Genomic DNA, 15,003 nt, shown 5'->3' with positions numbered 1-15,003 from the left:
ACCGGACCCGTGTTCACTGCCGGCGTCGGAGCGCGAAAGCGACGCCGGCGGTGAGCAGCAGCGCCGCCGCCGCTCCCCCGGCGACCAGGGGGAGGGCGGGGCCGCCGCCCGACGTGCTGTCGGCGGCGGGCGTCAGCTGATCGGTGCCCGCCGTCGCGGCGGGCGAACCGGCCACCGGGGAAGGCGAGTCGGCGGACGGGGACGCCGGCTCGGGGCTGGGCGGCGAGGTCTCCAACTTGGTCGACGGGGAGGCGCTCTTGGCGCTCTTGCCGCCGGAAGTACTCCCGGTGCTCCCCGAAGTACTCGTGTTCCGGGTCGACTTCGATGCCCCGCTCCCGCCGGAGAACACCACGTCCGAGCACGAGTAGTACGTGTCCGTCGTGCTGGTGTTCTGCCAGATCGTGAACAGCATCTGGCGGCCGGTGCGGTCGGACGGCAGCGTGCCCTTGATGCGGTAGGCGCCGCCGACCAGTGCCGGGTCGGTGGCCGTGGCGAACGGCTTCTCCGGCAGGTCGGACCACTTCAGGGGGCGTGTCGGGCTGTAACCCTGCTTGGTCAGAAAGAGCTTGAAGGTTCCCGTGTGCGGGATCGTCGAGCTGTACTTGAGCGTGAGGCTCGCGCCGGGCGTCAGACGCGTCGACGGAAAGTCGGCGCGGGCCAGGTCGAGGCCCTTGTAGGCGGGCAGGCCCCCGCTGCACAGCTTCCCGTCCGGGATCACCGAGCGGTCCCGGCCGTTGACGCCGGCCACCCGCAGGTTGTCCCACGCGGTGAACGGCGAGCCGTTCGCGGCGATCGCCGCCCGGCAGGCCGCCGTGCCGCTCAGACCGCCCTCGGGCGAGCACGCGTACACCCGGCTGACCGGGGACGTCGGTGCGCCGTGCGCCGATGCGGTCCCGGCGGCCCACGTCGTGAGCAGCAGCGGAGCCGCCAGGGCGACAGCGGCCGCGGTGGCGGTGCGGTAGGCGGTCATCCGGAAGGTCTCCTCGATGCGTGGGCGAAGCGGCGTGCCACCGTGCGCGGCCGGGACGCACTCCCCGCACAGGGCACAGTGAAGTACGGGGCCGGAGCGCCCCGTGTTCAGATCCGCAATCCGCGCGAAACGGGACCACCCGGCCCGACTTCGGGCGGGCGAGGGCCGAACGGCGGCCGGATCGAGGGTTTTCCCGCTATCCCTCCCCTTCGCGGCCTGCCTATCGTTCAGCGCGGCCGCCGTCGCAGCCGCGCACCCGTCGTCCACGACACGGCCGCGCGGGCACCGGGGCGGCCGACAGCTCGAAGCCGCCGACCAGGCCGACCGCTGGGCTCTACGGGGGGAGGGGCCGCCCGGCGCGCACCGCGTCGGACGGCCCCTTCTGTACGGCCGGTACGGTGAGCGGCATGTCCGATCCCACCGCAGCCGCCCGTTCCACCGCCGGTCCCGACGACGCTCCGGTGGTCGTGAGCTCGGTGCCGGGCTCGTTCTCCTGGAGTGTGCTGGCCGAGCGGCATCCGGCGCTGATCCGCAGGGTGGCGGACGCCTTCCCGTACGGGCCCGAACAGCGCCACGCGCTCGACGACCTGCTCAGGAACTGTGCCGAGGGGGTCGTGGAACCGCTCGCGGCGCAGGCCGCGGACCGCGGGCGGTGGGACGCCTGGGGCGGCCGGGAGCACTACGGCCGGTCCTGGTTCGACGTGCCCTTCCTCTGGTCCGAGAGCTATTTCTACCGCCGGCTCCTCGAAGCCGTCGGCTACTTCGCACCCGGCCCCTGGCAGGGCATCGACCCGTTCCGCCCCTTCAAGCTCGCCGAACTGGACACCCCGGAGGCCGACGAGGAACTCGCCGCGCTGGACGACCTCGCGCACCGGCCGGCCGAGGACCAGGAGGAGGCGCTGCTGCACGGCTCGCTGTGGGGCAACCGGGCGGACCTCGGTTTCAGCCTGTCGGGCACCAGGGGCGGGACGGCGGCCGAGTCCCAGCTCGTGGCGGACGACGCGGACGTGCTGCGGTCGCTCCTCGCCGGCGGCACCCTCTGTCTGGTCGCGGACAACGCGGGCCGGGAACTCATCCCCGACCTCCTCCTCGTCGACCACCTGCTCCGGCACGGCCGGGTCGCGCGGGCCACCCTGCAGGTGAAGCCGTACCCGTACTACGTCTCCGACGCCACGCCCGCCGACGTACTCGACGCCCTGCGCCGCCTGACCGCGGCGAAGGGAGCGGCGAGCGAGGCCGGGAACCGCCTCTGGGCCGCCCTGTCCGAGGGCCGTCTGACCGTCCGTGCCCACCCCTTCGCCTGTGCCCCGCTGCCGTACACCGACCTGCCCGAAGATCTCCGGCAGGAGTTCGCCGCGGCCGACGTGACCCTTCTCAAGGGCGACCTGAACTACCGCCGTCTCATCGGTGACCGGCTCCACCCCGCCACCACCCCCTTCGCGGTCGCCACCGCCGGCTTCCCCGGTTCGGTGGCCGCCCTGCGGACCCTCAAGTCCGATGTCGTCGTCGGACTCACCTCGGCCGTCGAGACGGCCCTCGACGCCGCCGAGGGCCACCGCTGGCGCACCGGCGGCACCCACGCGCTGATCCAGGCGAGACGCTGACGAGCGGTATCCCGCGCTCCTCCCGCCGGGCCGCCGGGACGGGGTCCCGGCGGCCCCGACCGGACGGTGGTGCCGCCGTGTGCGGCTTTCGCCCCGGTTCACGCGATGGTGTGATCACGTCCTGGCCCGCGGATGTCCGCGCGGGGCCGTGGGTAGGGCCCGGCCATGACGCAGCCGTTCCAACTCCCGCACTTCTACATGCCGTACAACGCCCGGCTGAACCCGCACCTGGACGAGGCGCGGGCCCACTCGGTCGAGTGGGCCCGCGGAATGGGCATGCTCGAAGGCTCGGGCATCTGGGAGCAGTCCGACCTCGACGCGCATGACTACGGCCTGTTGTGCGCGTACACCCACCCCGACTGCGACGGACCGGCCCTCTCCCTCATCACCGACTGGTACGTGTGGGTGTTCTTCTTCGACGACCACTTCCTGGAGACCTTCAAACGCACCCAGGACCGCGCGGGCGGCAAGGCCTATCTGGACCGGCTGCCCCTCTTCATGCCGCTCGACCTGTCGACTCCCGTACCCGAACCGGAGAATCCCGTCGAGGCGGGACTCGCCGACCTGTGGGCGCGCACGGTGCCCTCGATGTCCGCCGAGTGGCGCAGGCGGTTCGCCGTCTCCACGGAGCATCTGCTCAACGAGTCGATGTGGGAGCTGTCCAACATCAACGAAGGGCGGGTCTCCAACCCCGTCGAGTACATCGAGATGCGCCGCAAGGTGGGCGGCGCCCCCTGGTCCGCCGGTCTCGTCGAGTACGCCACCGCCGAAGTCCCGGCGTCCGTCGCCGAGTCCAGGCCGCTGCGCGTCCTGATGGAGACGTTCTCCGACGGTGTCCACCTGCGCAACGACCTCTTCTCCTACCAGCGCGAGGTCGAGGAGGAGGGTGAACTCAGCAACGGCGTCCTCGTCCTGGAGACGTTCTTCGGCTGCACCACCCAGGAGGCCGCCGAGACCGTCAACGACATCCTCACCTCACGCCTCCACCAGTTCGAGCACACCGCGCTCACCGAAGTACCGGCGCTGGCCGTGGAGAAGGGGCTCACCCCGCCGGAGGTCGGCGCTGTCGCCGCGTACACACAGGGCCTCCAGGACTGGCAGTCCGGCGGCCACGAATGGCACATGCGCTCCAGCCGCTACATGAACCAGGGCGCCACCGACGATCCCCGCCCCTTCGCCATGGGCGGCTTCGGCACCTCCGCCGCGGACATCGGGAGCCTGCTCTCCGCGGCCGGCGCCGAGCGGATGCGCGCGTACACCCACGTACCGTTCCAGAAGGTCGGCCCCTCCCGGCTCCCCGACTTCCACATGCCGTTCGAGGTCACCCTCAGCCCGCACCTCGCCGGGGCACGGGAACGCCTCACCGGCTGGATGTACGGCACCGGCATGCTCCATGAGGGCGTCTGGGACGAGGACAAGCTCATCGCCTACGACCTTCCGCTCTGCGCCGCGGGCATCCACCCCGACGCGACACCCGACGCCCTCGACCTCGGCTCGCAGTGGCTGGCCTGGGGCACCTACGGCGACGACTACTACCCGCTGCTCTTCGGCAACCGCCGCGACCTGGCCGCCGCCAAGCTGACCACCGCGCGCCTGTCGGCCTGCATGCCCCTCGACGGCGAAGAGGTCCCCGTCCCGGTCAACGGCATGGAACGCGGCCTGATCGACCTGTGGCGGCGCACCACCGAGGAGATGACCCCGGACGCCCGGAGCACCCTGCGGGCTGCGGTGGACGTGATGACGGAGAGCTGGCTGTGGGAGCTGTCCAACCAGATCCAGAACCGTATCCCGGACCCGGTCGACTACCTGGAGATGCGCCGGGCCACCTTCGGCTCCGAGCTCACCATGGGCCTGTGCCGCCTCGGCCACGGTCCCGCGGTCCCGCCGGAGGTCTATCGCAGCGGACCCGTCCGCTCGCTGGAGAACGCGGCCATGGACTACGCGATGCTCCTGAACGACGTCTTCTCGTACCAGAAGGAGATCGAGTACGAGGGAGAGGTCCACAACGGCATCCTCGTCGTGCAGAACTTCTTCGGCTGCGACTATCCGACGGCGCTCGGAATCATCCATGACCTGATGACCCAGCGCATGGAACAGTTCCAGCATGTCGCCGCCCATGAACTGCCCATCCTGTACGAGGACTTCAAGCTCTCCGAAGAGGTGCGCGGGATCATGGAGGGCTATGTGGTGGAACTGCAGAACTGGCTGGCCGGAATCCTGAAGTGGCACCAGGACTGCCGCCGTTACGGAGCGGCGGACCTGGCCCGGCGCTCCCACGGCTTCGTACCGGACCAGGCGTCGGCACTGCCGGTCGCGTGGAAGGCGCAGCCGGTCTCGTCCTGACGGTCCCCGACGGGTCCGGGGCACCGGGGGCCGCCGCGGAGTGTTCCGAGAGGAGCGTCACGACGGCCTCCCGGGCCTCCTTCGCGAGGCCGGGGTCCACCGCGACGGGCACGGGCGACCCCCGCCCGTCGCGACCACCGCCACACCGTCCCGAGGAAGACCGGTTCACCCGTTGGGGAATCGTCGCGCGCCTCAGCGCGGGGTAGAGCAAGAGCCGGAGGCGGTTCGTTGAACATCTGCCGGAGGCGACCCATGGAACAGACCGCGTTGCGTCCCAAGCCGATGCCCGGTCAGAATCCGGGCAGCGGCGACCGTCCGGGCGGCGGGGCGCGTACGTCCGACGGCGAACGTCCGGCCTGCGGCACCCGGCGCCCGCACGCCTCGCGGCGCCGCGGCAGGCGCCTGGTCAACCTGCTGTTCGGGCTGTTCGTCGGGTCGGTCCTCGTCCTGTCCGGGGTGGGGCTCGGCACGGTGGGCACGACAGTGATCGGCCTGAGCAGACTGGCGGACCTCCAGAGGCAGGCCGGTTCGGCCGGGCACGCACGACAGCCCTCCGGCACCGACACGGCGCCGCGGCCCGGGGGTTCGGGAGCCGCGCGGCCCGGAGCGCCGCGGCCCGGGGGTTCCACCACGGAGTCCGGCAGCGGCAGCCCGATCCTGTCCGGGGAGTCCGCGCGGACCTCCGTCAGCGCGACCCTCGGGGTCGAGGCCGTCGACGCCCCCGGAGGCGGAGGCGCGCTGATCGTCGCGGTGCATCTGCCCGGCCCCGGGTACACCGCGGGCCTGGTACGCGGTGACGTCCTGCTCGCGTTCGACGGGACCGGGGTCACCTCGGCCGCCGACCTCGCGCGAAAGGTGGCCGCCGCGCGTCCGGGCAAGCAGGTCACCCTCCGGGTCCGCCACGCGAACGGCGCTCACCGCGGCCTGACCGCCGTCCCGGGCATCGTGACCTGAACCGGCCCGGCCGGCCCGTCCAGGTGCCCCTCGCCCGGCGGGCACGGCTCCCGATCCCGCGGGCGCAGGGAAGAAGGGGCTGGTCAACCGGGCCGCGGCCCGTCACGATGGCCGCATGCTGAGCACCCTCGTCGCCTTTCTCGGCGCCTGCACCCTGATCGCGGCCTCGCCCGGACCGAGCACCGTCCTGATCATCAAACGGTCACTGGGCAGCAGGCGGTCCGGCTTCCTTACCGTGCTCGGCAACGAGACGGGCGTCTTCCTGTGGGGCGCCGTCGCCGCGTTCGGCCTCACCGCACTGCTCGCCGCCTCGGAGGTGGCGTACGACGTGATGCGGATCGCCGGTGCCGTCGTGCTCGTCGGATTCGGCGTCCAGACGCTGTGGCGGGCGCGCCGTTCCCCAGGCGCCGGGGAAAGCGGCTGGGAGGGTGCGGAGAAGAGCGACTGGGCGTCCTACCGGGGCGGACTGCTGCTCAACCTCGCCAACCCGAAGGCGGCCGTCTTCGCGATGTCCTTCCTGCCGCAGTTCGTTCCCGAGGGCGCCCCGCACCTGCCCGCCATGCTCGGCCTCGCCGCGCTCTGGGCGGTCTACGAGGTGGGCTACTACGGCCTGTACGTCTGGTTCGTCGGCCGGATGAGGACCGTGCTGTCCCGGACGGGCGTACGCAGGCGGCTGGAGCAGGTCTCCGGAGGCGTCCTGCTGCTCCTGGGCGCCCGTCTCGCCCTGGAGAGCTGAGCGGGGGCGGGCAGGACCGGCTCGCGCGCACCCCACCGGAGAGGCAGGATGCTGCCGTAGCCCCCTGGGGAAGTCCGGACACACGGAGGCACGCATGACCGCCGCCACACCCGCGCCCTTCACCGCCGCCGACTACGAGGCCCGTATGCGGCGCGCCGCCGAGGCCGCGGCCGACGCCGGGCTCGACGGCGTCCTGGTCGCGCCGGGGCCCGACCTGGTGTGGCTGACCGGATACCGCCCGGTGGAGACCGAGCGGCTCACCCTGCTGGTGCTGCGGTCCGGACAGGACCCGGCGCTCGTCGTACCCACCCTGGAGGCGCCCGACGCGGCCAAATCGCCCGGCGCGCCCGTGCTCACCCTGCACGACTGGACCGACGGCACCGACCCCTACGAAGCCGCCGTGCCGCTGCTGGACGGCGCCGGCCGCTTCGGCATCAGCGACAACGGCTGGGCCCTGCACCTGCTCGGCCTCCAGAAGCGGCTCCCCGACAGCCGCTACACGGCGCTCACCGACGCCCTGCCGATGCTGAGGGCGGTCAAGGACACGGCCGAACTGGAGCGGCTCGCGGCCGCCGGGGCCGCCGCGGACGCGGCGTTCGAGGAGATCCGGAAGGTCTCCTTCGCGGGCCGCAGGGAGTCGGAGGTCTCCGGCGACCTCGCCGATCTGCTGCGCGGGTTCGGGCACTCCCAGGTCGACTTCACCATCGTCGCCTCGGGCCCCAACGGGGCCGACCCGCACCACGAGGCCGACGAGCGCGTCATCGAGCACGGCGACATGGTCGTCCTGGACTTCGGCGGGCTCAAGGACGGCTACGGCTCCGACACCTCCCGCACGGTCCACGTGGGCGAACCGGACGACGAGGAACGCAAGGTGCACGACATCGTGCGCGAGGCCCAGGAGGCCGGGTTCAGCGCCGTGCGTCCCGGGATCGCGTGCCAGGACGTCGACCGCGCGGCGCGCGCCGTCATCAAGGACGCCGGGTACGGCGAGTACTTCATCCACCGCACCGGGCACGGCATCGGCGTCACCACCCACGAACCGCCCTACATGGTCGAGGGGGAGGAGCAGCCCCTGGTCCCCGGCATGTGCTTCTCGGTGGAGCCGGGCGTCTATCTCCCCGGCCGGTTCGGGGTCCGCATCGAGGACATCGTCACGGTCACCGAGGACGGCGGACGCCGGCTCAACAACACATCCCGCGAGATGGCGATCGTCGACTGACGTGCGACGGCCGACCGCGCGGCGACCGCCGCGCCCCCGCTCCCGGACGACAAGGGCGCGACCATGACCCAGCCACCGCCCCAACCCGAACCCCGGCACGAGCCCCCGACCCCGACCCCGGAGACCGTCCGGCGGCTGGTCCTGTCCCTGCTCGGGGACGACACCGCGCCGGGCCCGGGACCGGAGGTCCGGCCCGTCGTGGAGGGAGGCGCGCACTCCACCTGGTGGGTGGGCCGGCGCCATGTGCTGCGGCTCGCCCGGGACCGTGACGCCTCGCTGCGCCAGCGCCGTGAGCTGCGGCTGCGCGATCTGATCCGCCCGCACATCGGGGTCGCCGTCCCCGTGAGCGTCGCGCGGGGCGAGTGGGTGAGCGGACTCGGCTACACCCTCGACACCCTGCTGCCCGGTGCCTCCGGCGACGAACAGGACGTCTCCGCGCTCGGTGAGGCCGACCTCGCCGCGCTGCTGACCGGGCTGCGCGAGGTCCCCGTACTCCAGGCCGAGACGCTCGGGGTGCCGCGCGTTCCCGCGCGCTCCCTGGAGACCCTGCGGGCCGCCGCCGTACGGGCCGCCGAGCGGCTCCCCGACGAGGAGTTCGACCCCGCGCGCTTCGACCAGCTCGCCGCGCTGGCCGCCGTCCAGCTCGGCGGCCAGACCGGCGCCCCGGTCCTGGTGCACCACGGCCTCCTCGGCGAACACCTCGTGGTCAGCCGCGACGGGCGGGTACGGGGCGTCCTCGACTGGAGCGGCGCGGTGATCGGCGATCCGGCCGAGGACATCGCCGGGCTCGCCGTCGCGGTCGGCGCCCCCGCGGCCGTACGCGCCGCCACGCTCGCCGGATACGCCGCCCGCCCCTGTCTGCGCGGACTGTGGCTGGCCCGCTGCGACAGCGTCGTCCGGCTCGCCGGTCGTCCCCGGGCCCAGGACGACCTCGCCCTGCCGCCCCTGGAGGCCCAGGTGCGGCGAGCCTGGGAACCGATCCTGCTGGAGCGGGTCACGGACCTGCGGGAGGGCACGGACTAGCTGCTCCGGGAGCGGCGCGCGCCGCGCGGGAAGCTGCGGCAGGCAGGCAGGCAGGCAGGCAGGCAGGCAGGAAGCCGCGGGAGGCAAGGGGGCGGGTCCGCGGACGGCCCCGGGAAGGGCCGGTCGGGCGCCCCGCGCGGAGGACGCGACCCGCGCCGGTGTGCGCGCCGGGCGCCCGAGCCCGCGGAAAGGCCGCCTCCCGCGCCGGTGCGCGCGCCCGGCGCGTCACGCCTGGGTCAGCACCACGCACGACTCGCCCGGCACCCGCAGCACCCCGTCCGCGCCCGGGACCTCGACCGGATCCCAGGCCGCCAGGATCTGCGCGCGGCGGATACCGAGCGGAATCGACGCGGGGCCCTTGGCGAGGTTCACGGCGATCCGGACGTCCCCGCGCCGGAGGGCGAGCCAGCGGGCCCCCGGATCATGGGCGACCCTGACCGCCGCGAGATCGGGGTCCGAGAGGTCGGCCTGACGCCGGCGCAGGGTGATCAGTTCGCGGTACCAGGCCAGCACGCGCGCGTGCGGGGCCGTTCCGGGCTCCGACCAGTCCAGACAGGAACGGTCCCGGGTCGCCGGGTCCTGCGGGTCCGGCACGTCCTCCTCGGCCCAGCCGTGCGCCGCGAACTCCCGGCGCCTGCCCCGCCGTACGGCCTCCGCGAGCTCGGGGTCGGTGTGATCGGTGAAGAACTGCCAGGGGGTACCGGCGCCCCACTCCTCGCCCATGAAGAGCATCGGCGTGAAGGGCGCGGTGAGGGTCAGCGCGGCGGCGCAGGCCAGCAGCCCCGGGGACAGGGAGGCCGAGAGCCGGTCCCCCTGGGCGCGGTTGCCGATCTGGTCGTGGGTCTGCGCGTAGCCGAGCAGCCGCTGCGCCGAGACCCGCGCGCGGTCGAACGGGCGGCCGTGGTGCCGCCCGCGGAAGCTGGAGTACGTGCCGTTGTGGAAGTAGCCCGACGTCAGCGTCTTGCTCAGGGCCGTGAGCGGGGCGTGCGCGAAGTCCGCGTAGTAGCCCTGCGCCTCGCCGGTCAGCGTGGTGTGCAGCGCGTGGTGGAAGTCGTCGTTCCACTGGGCGTGCAGCCCGAGCCCGCCCTCCGCGCGGGAGGTGATCAGCCGCGGGTCGTTGAGATCCGACTCGGCGATCAGGAAGAGCGGCCGGCCCAGGTCGGCGGCGAGCGAGTCCACGGCCGTCGACAGCTCCTCCAGGAAGTGCAGCGCACGGGTGTCCCGCAGCGCGTGCACCGCGTCCAGGCGCAGTCCGTCGATCCGGTAGTCCCGCAGCCACGCCAGCGCGCTGCCGACGAGGTACGCGCGCACCTCGTCCGAGCCGGGCGCGTCGAGGTTCACCGCGGAGCCCCAGGGCGTCTGGTGGGTGTCCGTGAAGTAGGGCCCGAACGAGGGCAGATGGTTGCCGGAGGGGCCGAGGTGGTTGTGCACGACGTCGAGGACGACCCCCAGGCCGAGTTCGTGTGCCCGGTCGACGAAGCGCCGCAGCGCCTCGGGACCGCCGTACGGCTCGTGCACGGCCCACAGGGAGACACCCTCGTACCCCCAGCCGTGCCGGCCGGGGAACGGGCACAACGGCATCAACTCGACGTGTGTGACGCCCAGTTCGGCCAGATGGCCGAGCCGGTCCGCCGCCGCGTCCAGGGTGCCCTCGGGCGTGTACGTCCCCACGTGCAGCTCGTAGAGGACCGCGCCCGGCAGCGCGCGCCCGGACCACTCGGCGCGCCACGCGTACCGCCCGTGGTCGGCCACCGCGCTCAGTCCGTCGGGGCCGTCCGGCTGCCGGCGCGAGCGGGGGTCGGGCAGGACGGGGCCGTCGTCCACGGCGAAGCCGTAGCGCGTCCCTTCCCGTGCTTCCGCCTCGCCCGTCCACCATCCGGCACGCTCGGGATCGCGGTCCAACGCGCTCGTGACACCCGCGCAATGGAGTGTCATCCGCTCGGCCGCCGGTGCCCACACCTCGAATCGCACAGCAGGGTCCCCCTTGTCAGCTCGCCGTGACATAGCCCGTCCATGGTGCTTCACGGGAGATCAATTCGCTTCAGGATCCACCCTTTTGCCGCGTGTCCGTCGCCCGTTGGCCGCGCGAACGGCTCCACCCGGTCCCTCCGGCCGTTCCGGGTCTTCTGGACACCCCGTCGTTACTGGCCGACAATCACCAGCGTGACGTCGTCCTTCGAGTTCCACCCGTACCCCGCGCGGCTGTCCGACGCGGAGCGCGACCGGGCGCTCAAGTCCCTCCGTGACGGCGCCGCCCTCGGCCGTCTCTCGCACGACACGTTCGTCCACCGCATGGAGCTGGCGCTGTCCGCCCGCCGCTCCGAGGAACTCGCCGTGCTCACCGCCGACCTGCCCGGCGACGACCAGCCCGTCGGGCGTCGCTGGTCGCACCTGGTGTTCGGCACCGTGGAGGCCGTCTCCGGCTTCACGGTACGGCTGCGCAGGGCCTGGCAGTCCGAGCGGCTGCCCAAGCTGCAACTGCCCGACGCCGGGAGCGCGTACCCGCTGCGTATCGGCCGCGACCCGGCCAGCGGACTGCGTCTCAACCACGAGACGGTGTCCCGGGTGCACGCGGAGCTGCGCCGGCAGGGCGGCGTCTGGGTGCTGCGCGACCTCGGCTCGACGAACGGCACGACCGTCAACGGACGCCGGGTCATCGGCTCGTCCGTCGTGCGGGACGGCGACCAGATCGGCTTCGGCCGGATGATGTTCCGCCTCGCCTCGGACTGAGCCGCGCCGTCGCCCGGTTACCTCACCGGCGTCCGTCCTCCTCACCGGCGGCCGACTGCCCGAAGGAGTCCGGCGGGCACGGGTGAGCGGCCCCGGACGGAGGTTCGCCGACCGGATCCCGCAACATCCTTCGCCGCCCGCGGTGTTGACGTACCCCCTCAGTCGTGACTCACTGTGCGTACATCGTGCACATCAGGTGAACCGACGGCGCCGTCCGAGTGGAGGTGTGCTCTGCCGCCACTCCGCCGCTATCCGACCGTGGACGAACTCGGCGTCCGCGCCGCCGCGCTGGTCGCCCGGCGCCCCGACGAGGCCCGGCTGCGCCGCGTGGGCACCTCCCGGGCGGGTACACCGCTGCTGCTCCTGTCCGTCGGACACGGCAGCCGTCAGGTCCTCGTGGTCGCGGGACCGCACGCCAACGAACCCGTGGGCGGCGCCACGGCCCTGCGGCTGGCCGAACGGGCGCTCGCCGACCCCCGGCTGACCGAGGGCGCGGACGCCACCTGGAACCTGCTGCTCTGCCTCGACCCCGACGGTTCCCGTCGCAACGAGGCCTGGCTCCGCGGCCCGTACACGCTCGGCCACTACTTCCGGCACTTCTTCAGGCCCGGTTTCCTGGAACAGCCCGAATGGCTGCCCGAGGGCGCGGACGGCGCCGTCCTGCCGGAGACCCGCGCGCTGCTCGCGCTCCAGGACGAGCTGAGGCCCTTCCTGCAGTGCTCCCTGCACGGCGTCGACGTCGGCGGCGGGTTCGTCGAGCTGACCCGCGACCTGCCCGGACTCGCCCAGCGTGTCGCGCACAGCGCCGCCCGGCTGGGCATCCCGCGCGAACTCGGCCCGTACGACACGCTGTACTGGCCGACACTCGGCCCCGCCGTGTACCGGGTCCCGCAGCCGCGCACGGGGGACCTCGCCGCCGCCATCACGGAGGCCGCGGTCGACTCCACCTGGTTCCACCCGCAGCCGCACGGCACGGTCACCGCGATCGTCGAGGCGCCCATGTGGGGCGTCGGCGCCGTCGAGGACCCGGCGCGCCCCGCCGATCCCGACGCCGTGCTGCGCTCCGTCAGCCGCACGCTGCGCCACGACACCGGGATCCTGGAAGGCATCCTGGCCCGGGTGCGGCCGGGCCTCGGCGGCTCGCCGGACGTGACCTGCCTGCTCGCGCCCGTCGACGACTATTTACTGGTCGGCCCCGGACTCGCCGACTCCTGGGACCCCGACGTGCGGGACGCCGGGTCGCGCCCCCTGCCGCCGCTCGACACCGCCCGTCTCACCGCCCTGCGCCTCGCCGGCCGCCGGGTCGCCCTGCGGACGGCCGGGCTGCTGCACCAACTCGTCACCGCCTCCGGGCGGGACCCGTGGGATGTGCTGCCCGAGCTCGACCGGCTGATCGACGCGTGGTGCGCCGACTACCGAGACGGCTGCGGGGCGCGCTGGATCCCGGTCGCACGCCAGGTCGAATACCAGGCGCGGGTGGTGCGCTCGGCGTTCGAGCTCGCCGGGCGCGGCACGCGCCCGTGCTCTCGTTCGGGTGACTCCGGCTGGACCGCGCAGGCCGCGGTGCCGATGCACCAGGAATGACGAAAACCCTTCAGGCGGTCCGTGGCGCCCTGCTCGTCCCGCTCGCGCTCCTGCTGGCGGGTGCCGCCCCGGCGGCCCACGCGGCACCCCGGCACGCCCGGCCAGGCAACTGGCTCAGCCTGGCCGTCACCCGGGGCGACGCCCGCTCCAGTGACACCCGGAGAGTCCTGCTCCTCTGCGACCCGCCCCAGGGGCATGCCCACGCGGCGCGGGCCTGCCGCCAACTCGGCGCCACCGGGGGCGACATCGGGCGTATCCCGCGCCGGTCCGGCGTCATGTGCCCGATGCTCTACGCGCCGGTGACGGCGTCGGCGTACGGCCAATGGGAGGGCCGCCGGGTCGACTACACGCACACGTTCTCGAACTCCTGCGTGATGGGAGCCGATACGGGCGCGGTGTTCGACCTGTCGAGCTGAGTCACGTCGCGCCCTCGCGCGCGTGCCGGGCGGCCGCCATGACCGTACGGGCCTGGTGTTCGACCTGGTTCTCCAGCGGCACCCAGCGCGCGCGGAAGCGTTCGGCGAAGGCGTCGCTCCAGCCCGCGACCAGTTGTTCGAGCTGCGGTGCCTCGCGGTCGTCCGCCTCCTGGAGGACGCGCAGCAGCATCGAGGCGGCCCGCAGCGGGATCCGCCGGCCGAACGCGTCGACGCTGCCCACGTACGCCATCGTGGTGTCCACCGGGGGCGGCTGCGACCAGTCGGCGGCGAGGCCCGGCACCAGTTCCAGCGCCCACTTCGCGGCCCGCAGCAGGGGCCCGTCGGGTCCCCGCAGTCGCGGCAGGGCCCGCCCGAGGACCGTCTCCACCTGGTACGCGTCCGTCAGCAGCCGGTGGGCCAGGCGTCGCATCGCCGCCGCGGGGGCGGGGTGCGGCGCCGGGTCGTCCACCAGGTCGCTGGCCCACATCGGGACCTCCACGACGGCCGTCAGACCGCCGTACCGGTGGGCGTGGTACCAGGTGCTGTGCCGGGCGTCGTCCGGCATGCTCGGGTACGCCGTGTCCGAGCCCGGCGCCGGCATCACATGCACCCCGGGCCCCGAGGCGGGCCAGCCCGCGGCGTCCGAGGCGGCCGTCTCGACCGGGATGTGCAGCTCCGCCGCCGACTTGGCGAACGGCTCCGCGAGGCCCGGGATGTCCTTGGTCAACTGCACCCAGCTGCCGCCCAGATCGGTCCCGTGCAGTGTCACCTGGAGGTAGGGCCGCAGCTCGTCGATGACCCCGGTGAGCGCGCGGGTCTCCGGGGGCAGCCGGTCGGGCGGCAGGACGGAGGGCGACCACTCCGGCTGCTCGGGGCCGGCCGGACGGAAGAAGCCCAGGTGGTAGTCGAGCAGGGTGCGGGGCGCGGGCGTCACATGCAGGCTCGCCCCGTCGGGGTCCGCGCAGAGCAGAAAGTGCCAGGCGGTGTCCCTTCTCAACTCCCGCTGGTGCAGTACACGTTCGGCCAGTGACAGCAGCGTCGAACCCCCCGTCGGTTCGTTGGCGTGGGCCCCGGCCACGACGAGCACGGCGCGCCGGGCGTTGCCGACGGACAGCAGGTGGAGGGGCCTGCCCGCGCGGGAGGTGCCCACTTGTCTGAGGGTGCACAGGTCGGGCCTGTGGGCCGCCAACGCCCAGGCGGACGAGACGATTTCGGTCACACTGGGGTAGCGCAACTCCGGCAGGTGACTCACCCCCGACTTGTCCGCCCTGCGTCGCTTTTGGCAGTACTCCACGGTCTCGGGGAACTGTCAAGGACGCGACGGTGCCGCTCCGTTGGGCGTGCGGTGGCATTTTCCCCTGGCAACGCGCCGTGGCGGGTGCGAGGTCCCTCCCCGTCCGGGGCGGACCGCATCCCGCAGGCCT

Annotated in this window: 12 protein-coding genes; 9 read left to right on the top strand and 3 right to left on the bottom strand. The window is 73.4% G+C overall.

Annotated elements, in window-relative coordinates; translation table 11 throughout:
• Positions 1–13: 13 nt before the first annotated feature.
• Entirely contained in the window at positions 14–970 is a 957-nt protein-coding gene (locus OHT01_RS10335) for a lytic polysaccharide monooxygenase auxiliary activity family 9 protein (RefSeq protein WP_328552844.1), read from the bottom strand.
• Between the two features lie 407 nt (positions 971–1,377).
• On the opposite strand from OHT01_RS10335, the gene OHT01_RS10330 reads away from it, so the two are divergent.
• The 6 genes from OHT01_RS10330 (at position 1,378) to OHT01_RS10305 (ending at position 8,849) form a co-directional block, all read left to right on the top strand.
• On the top strand, positions 1,378–2,574 hold the full coding sequence (locus tag OHT01_RS10330) for a damage-control phosphatase ARMT1 family protein (protein ID WP_328552843.1): 1,197 nt from the start codon (positions 1,378–1,380) through the stop codon (positions 2,572–2,574).
• A gap of 165 nt (positions 2,575–2,739) precedes the next feature.
• Positions 2,740–4,917, top strand: a complete 2,178-nt coding sequence (gene cyc2 / locus OHT01_RS10325) for a germacradienol/geosmin synthase Cyc2 (RefSeq protein ID WP_328552842.1) — start codon at positions 2,740–2,742, stop codon at positions 4,915–4,917.
• Between the two features lie 252 nt (positions 4,918–5,169).
• Positions 5,170–5,871, top strand: a complete 702-nt coding sequence (locus OHT01_RS10320; RefSeq protein WP_328552841.1) for a PDZ domain-containing protein — start codon at positions 5,170–5,172, stop codon at positions 5,869–5,871.
• Positions 5,872–5,986: 115 nt separating this feature from the next.
• Positions 5,987–6,607, top strand: coding sequence for a LysE family translocator (locus tag OHT01_RS10315; RefSeq protein WP_328552840.1), 621 nt, complete (start codon positions 5,987–5,989; stop codon positions 6,605–6,607).
• Positions 6,608–6,701: 94 nt separating this feature from the next.
• Entirely contained in the window at positions 6,702–7,826 is a 1,125-nt protein-coding gene (locus OHT01_RS10310; protein WP_328552839.1) for an aminopeptidase P family protein, read from the top strand.
• Positions 7,827–7,889: 63 nt separating this feature from the next.
• Positions 7,890–8,849, top strand: a complete 960-nt coding sequence (locus tag OHT01_RS10305) for an aminoglycoside phosphotransferase family protein (RefSeq protein WP_328552838.1) — start codon at positions 7,890–7,892, stop codon at positions 8,847–8,849.
• A gap of 225 nt (positions 8,850–9,074) precedes the next feature.
• Here the strand turns inward: OHT01_RS10305 and treZ are convergent, their stop codons facing one another.
• Positions 9,075–10,820, bottom strand: coding sequence for a malto-oligosyltrehalose trehalohydrolase (gene treZ / locus OHT01_RS10300; protein WP_328552837.1), 1,746 nt, complete (start codon positions 10,818–10,820; stop codon positions 9,075–9,077).
• Between the two features lie 192 nt (positions 10,821–11,012).
• On the opposite strand from treZ, the gene OHT01_RS10295 reads away from it, so the two are divergent.
• The 3 genes from OHT01_RS10295 (at position 11,013) to OHT01_RS10285 (ending at position 13,579) form a co-directional block, all read left to right on the top strand.
• Positions 11,013–11,579: a DUF1707 and FHA domain-containing protein gene (locus tag OHT01_RS10295; protein ID WP_328552836.1), complete on the top strand. Its 567-nt coding sequence runs from the start codon at positions 11,013–11,015 to the stop codon at positions 11,577–11,579.
• A gap of 258 nt (positions 11,580–11,837) precedes the next feature.
• Positions 11,838–13,163: a M14 family zinc carboxypeptidase gene (locus tag OHT01_RS10290; RefSeq protein ID WP_328552835.1), complete on the top strand. Its 1,326-nt coding sequence runs from the start codon at positions 11,838–11,840 to the stop codon at positions 13,161–13,163.
• Positions 13,160–13,579 carry an SSI family serine proteinase inhibitor gene (locus OHT01_RS10285; RefSeq protein WP_328552834.1) on the top strand — a complete coding sequence of 140 codons (420 nt, stop codon included), beginning with the start codon at positions 13,160–13,162 and terminating at the stop codon, positions 13,577–13,579. The genes OHT01_RS10290 and OHT01_RS10285 overlap by 4 nt, the downstream gene beginning before the upstream one ends.
• A gap of 1 nt (position 13,580) precedes the next feature.
• Here OHT01_RS10285 and OHT01_RS10280 read toward each other — a convergent pair whose 3' ends face one another.
• Positions 13,581–14,831, bottom strand: a complete 1,251-nt coding sequence (locus tag OHT01_RS10280) for a M14 family zinc carboxypeptidase (RefSeq protein WP_328552833.1) — start codon at positions 14,829–14,831, stop codon at positions 13,581–13,583.
• Positions 14,832–15,003 lie beyond the last annotated feature (172 nt).

This window comes from Streptomyces sp. NBC_00358 (assembly GCF_036099295.1).
In the GTDB taxonomy this organism is placed as follows: domain Bacteria; phylum Actinomycetota; class Actinomycetes; order Streptomycetales; family Streptomycetaceae; genus Streptomyces.
Note: the sequence above shows the minus strand (reverse complement) of the source record. Positions and strands in the feature narration are given on the sequence as shown.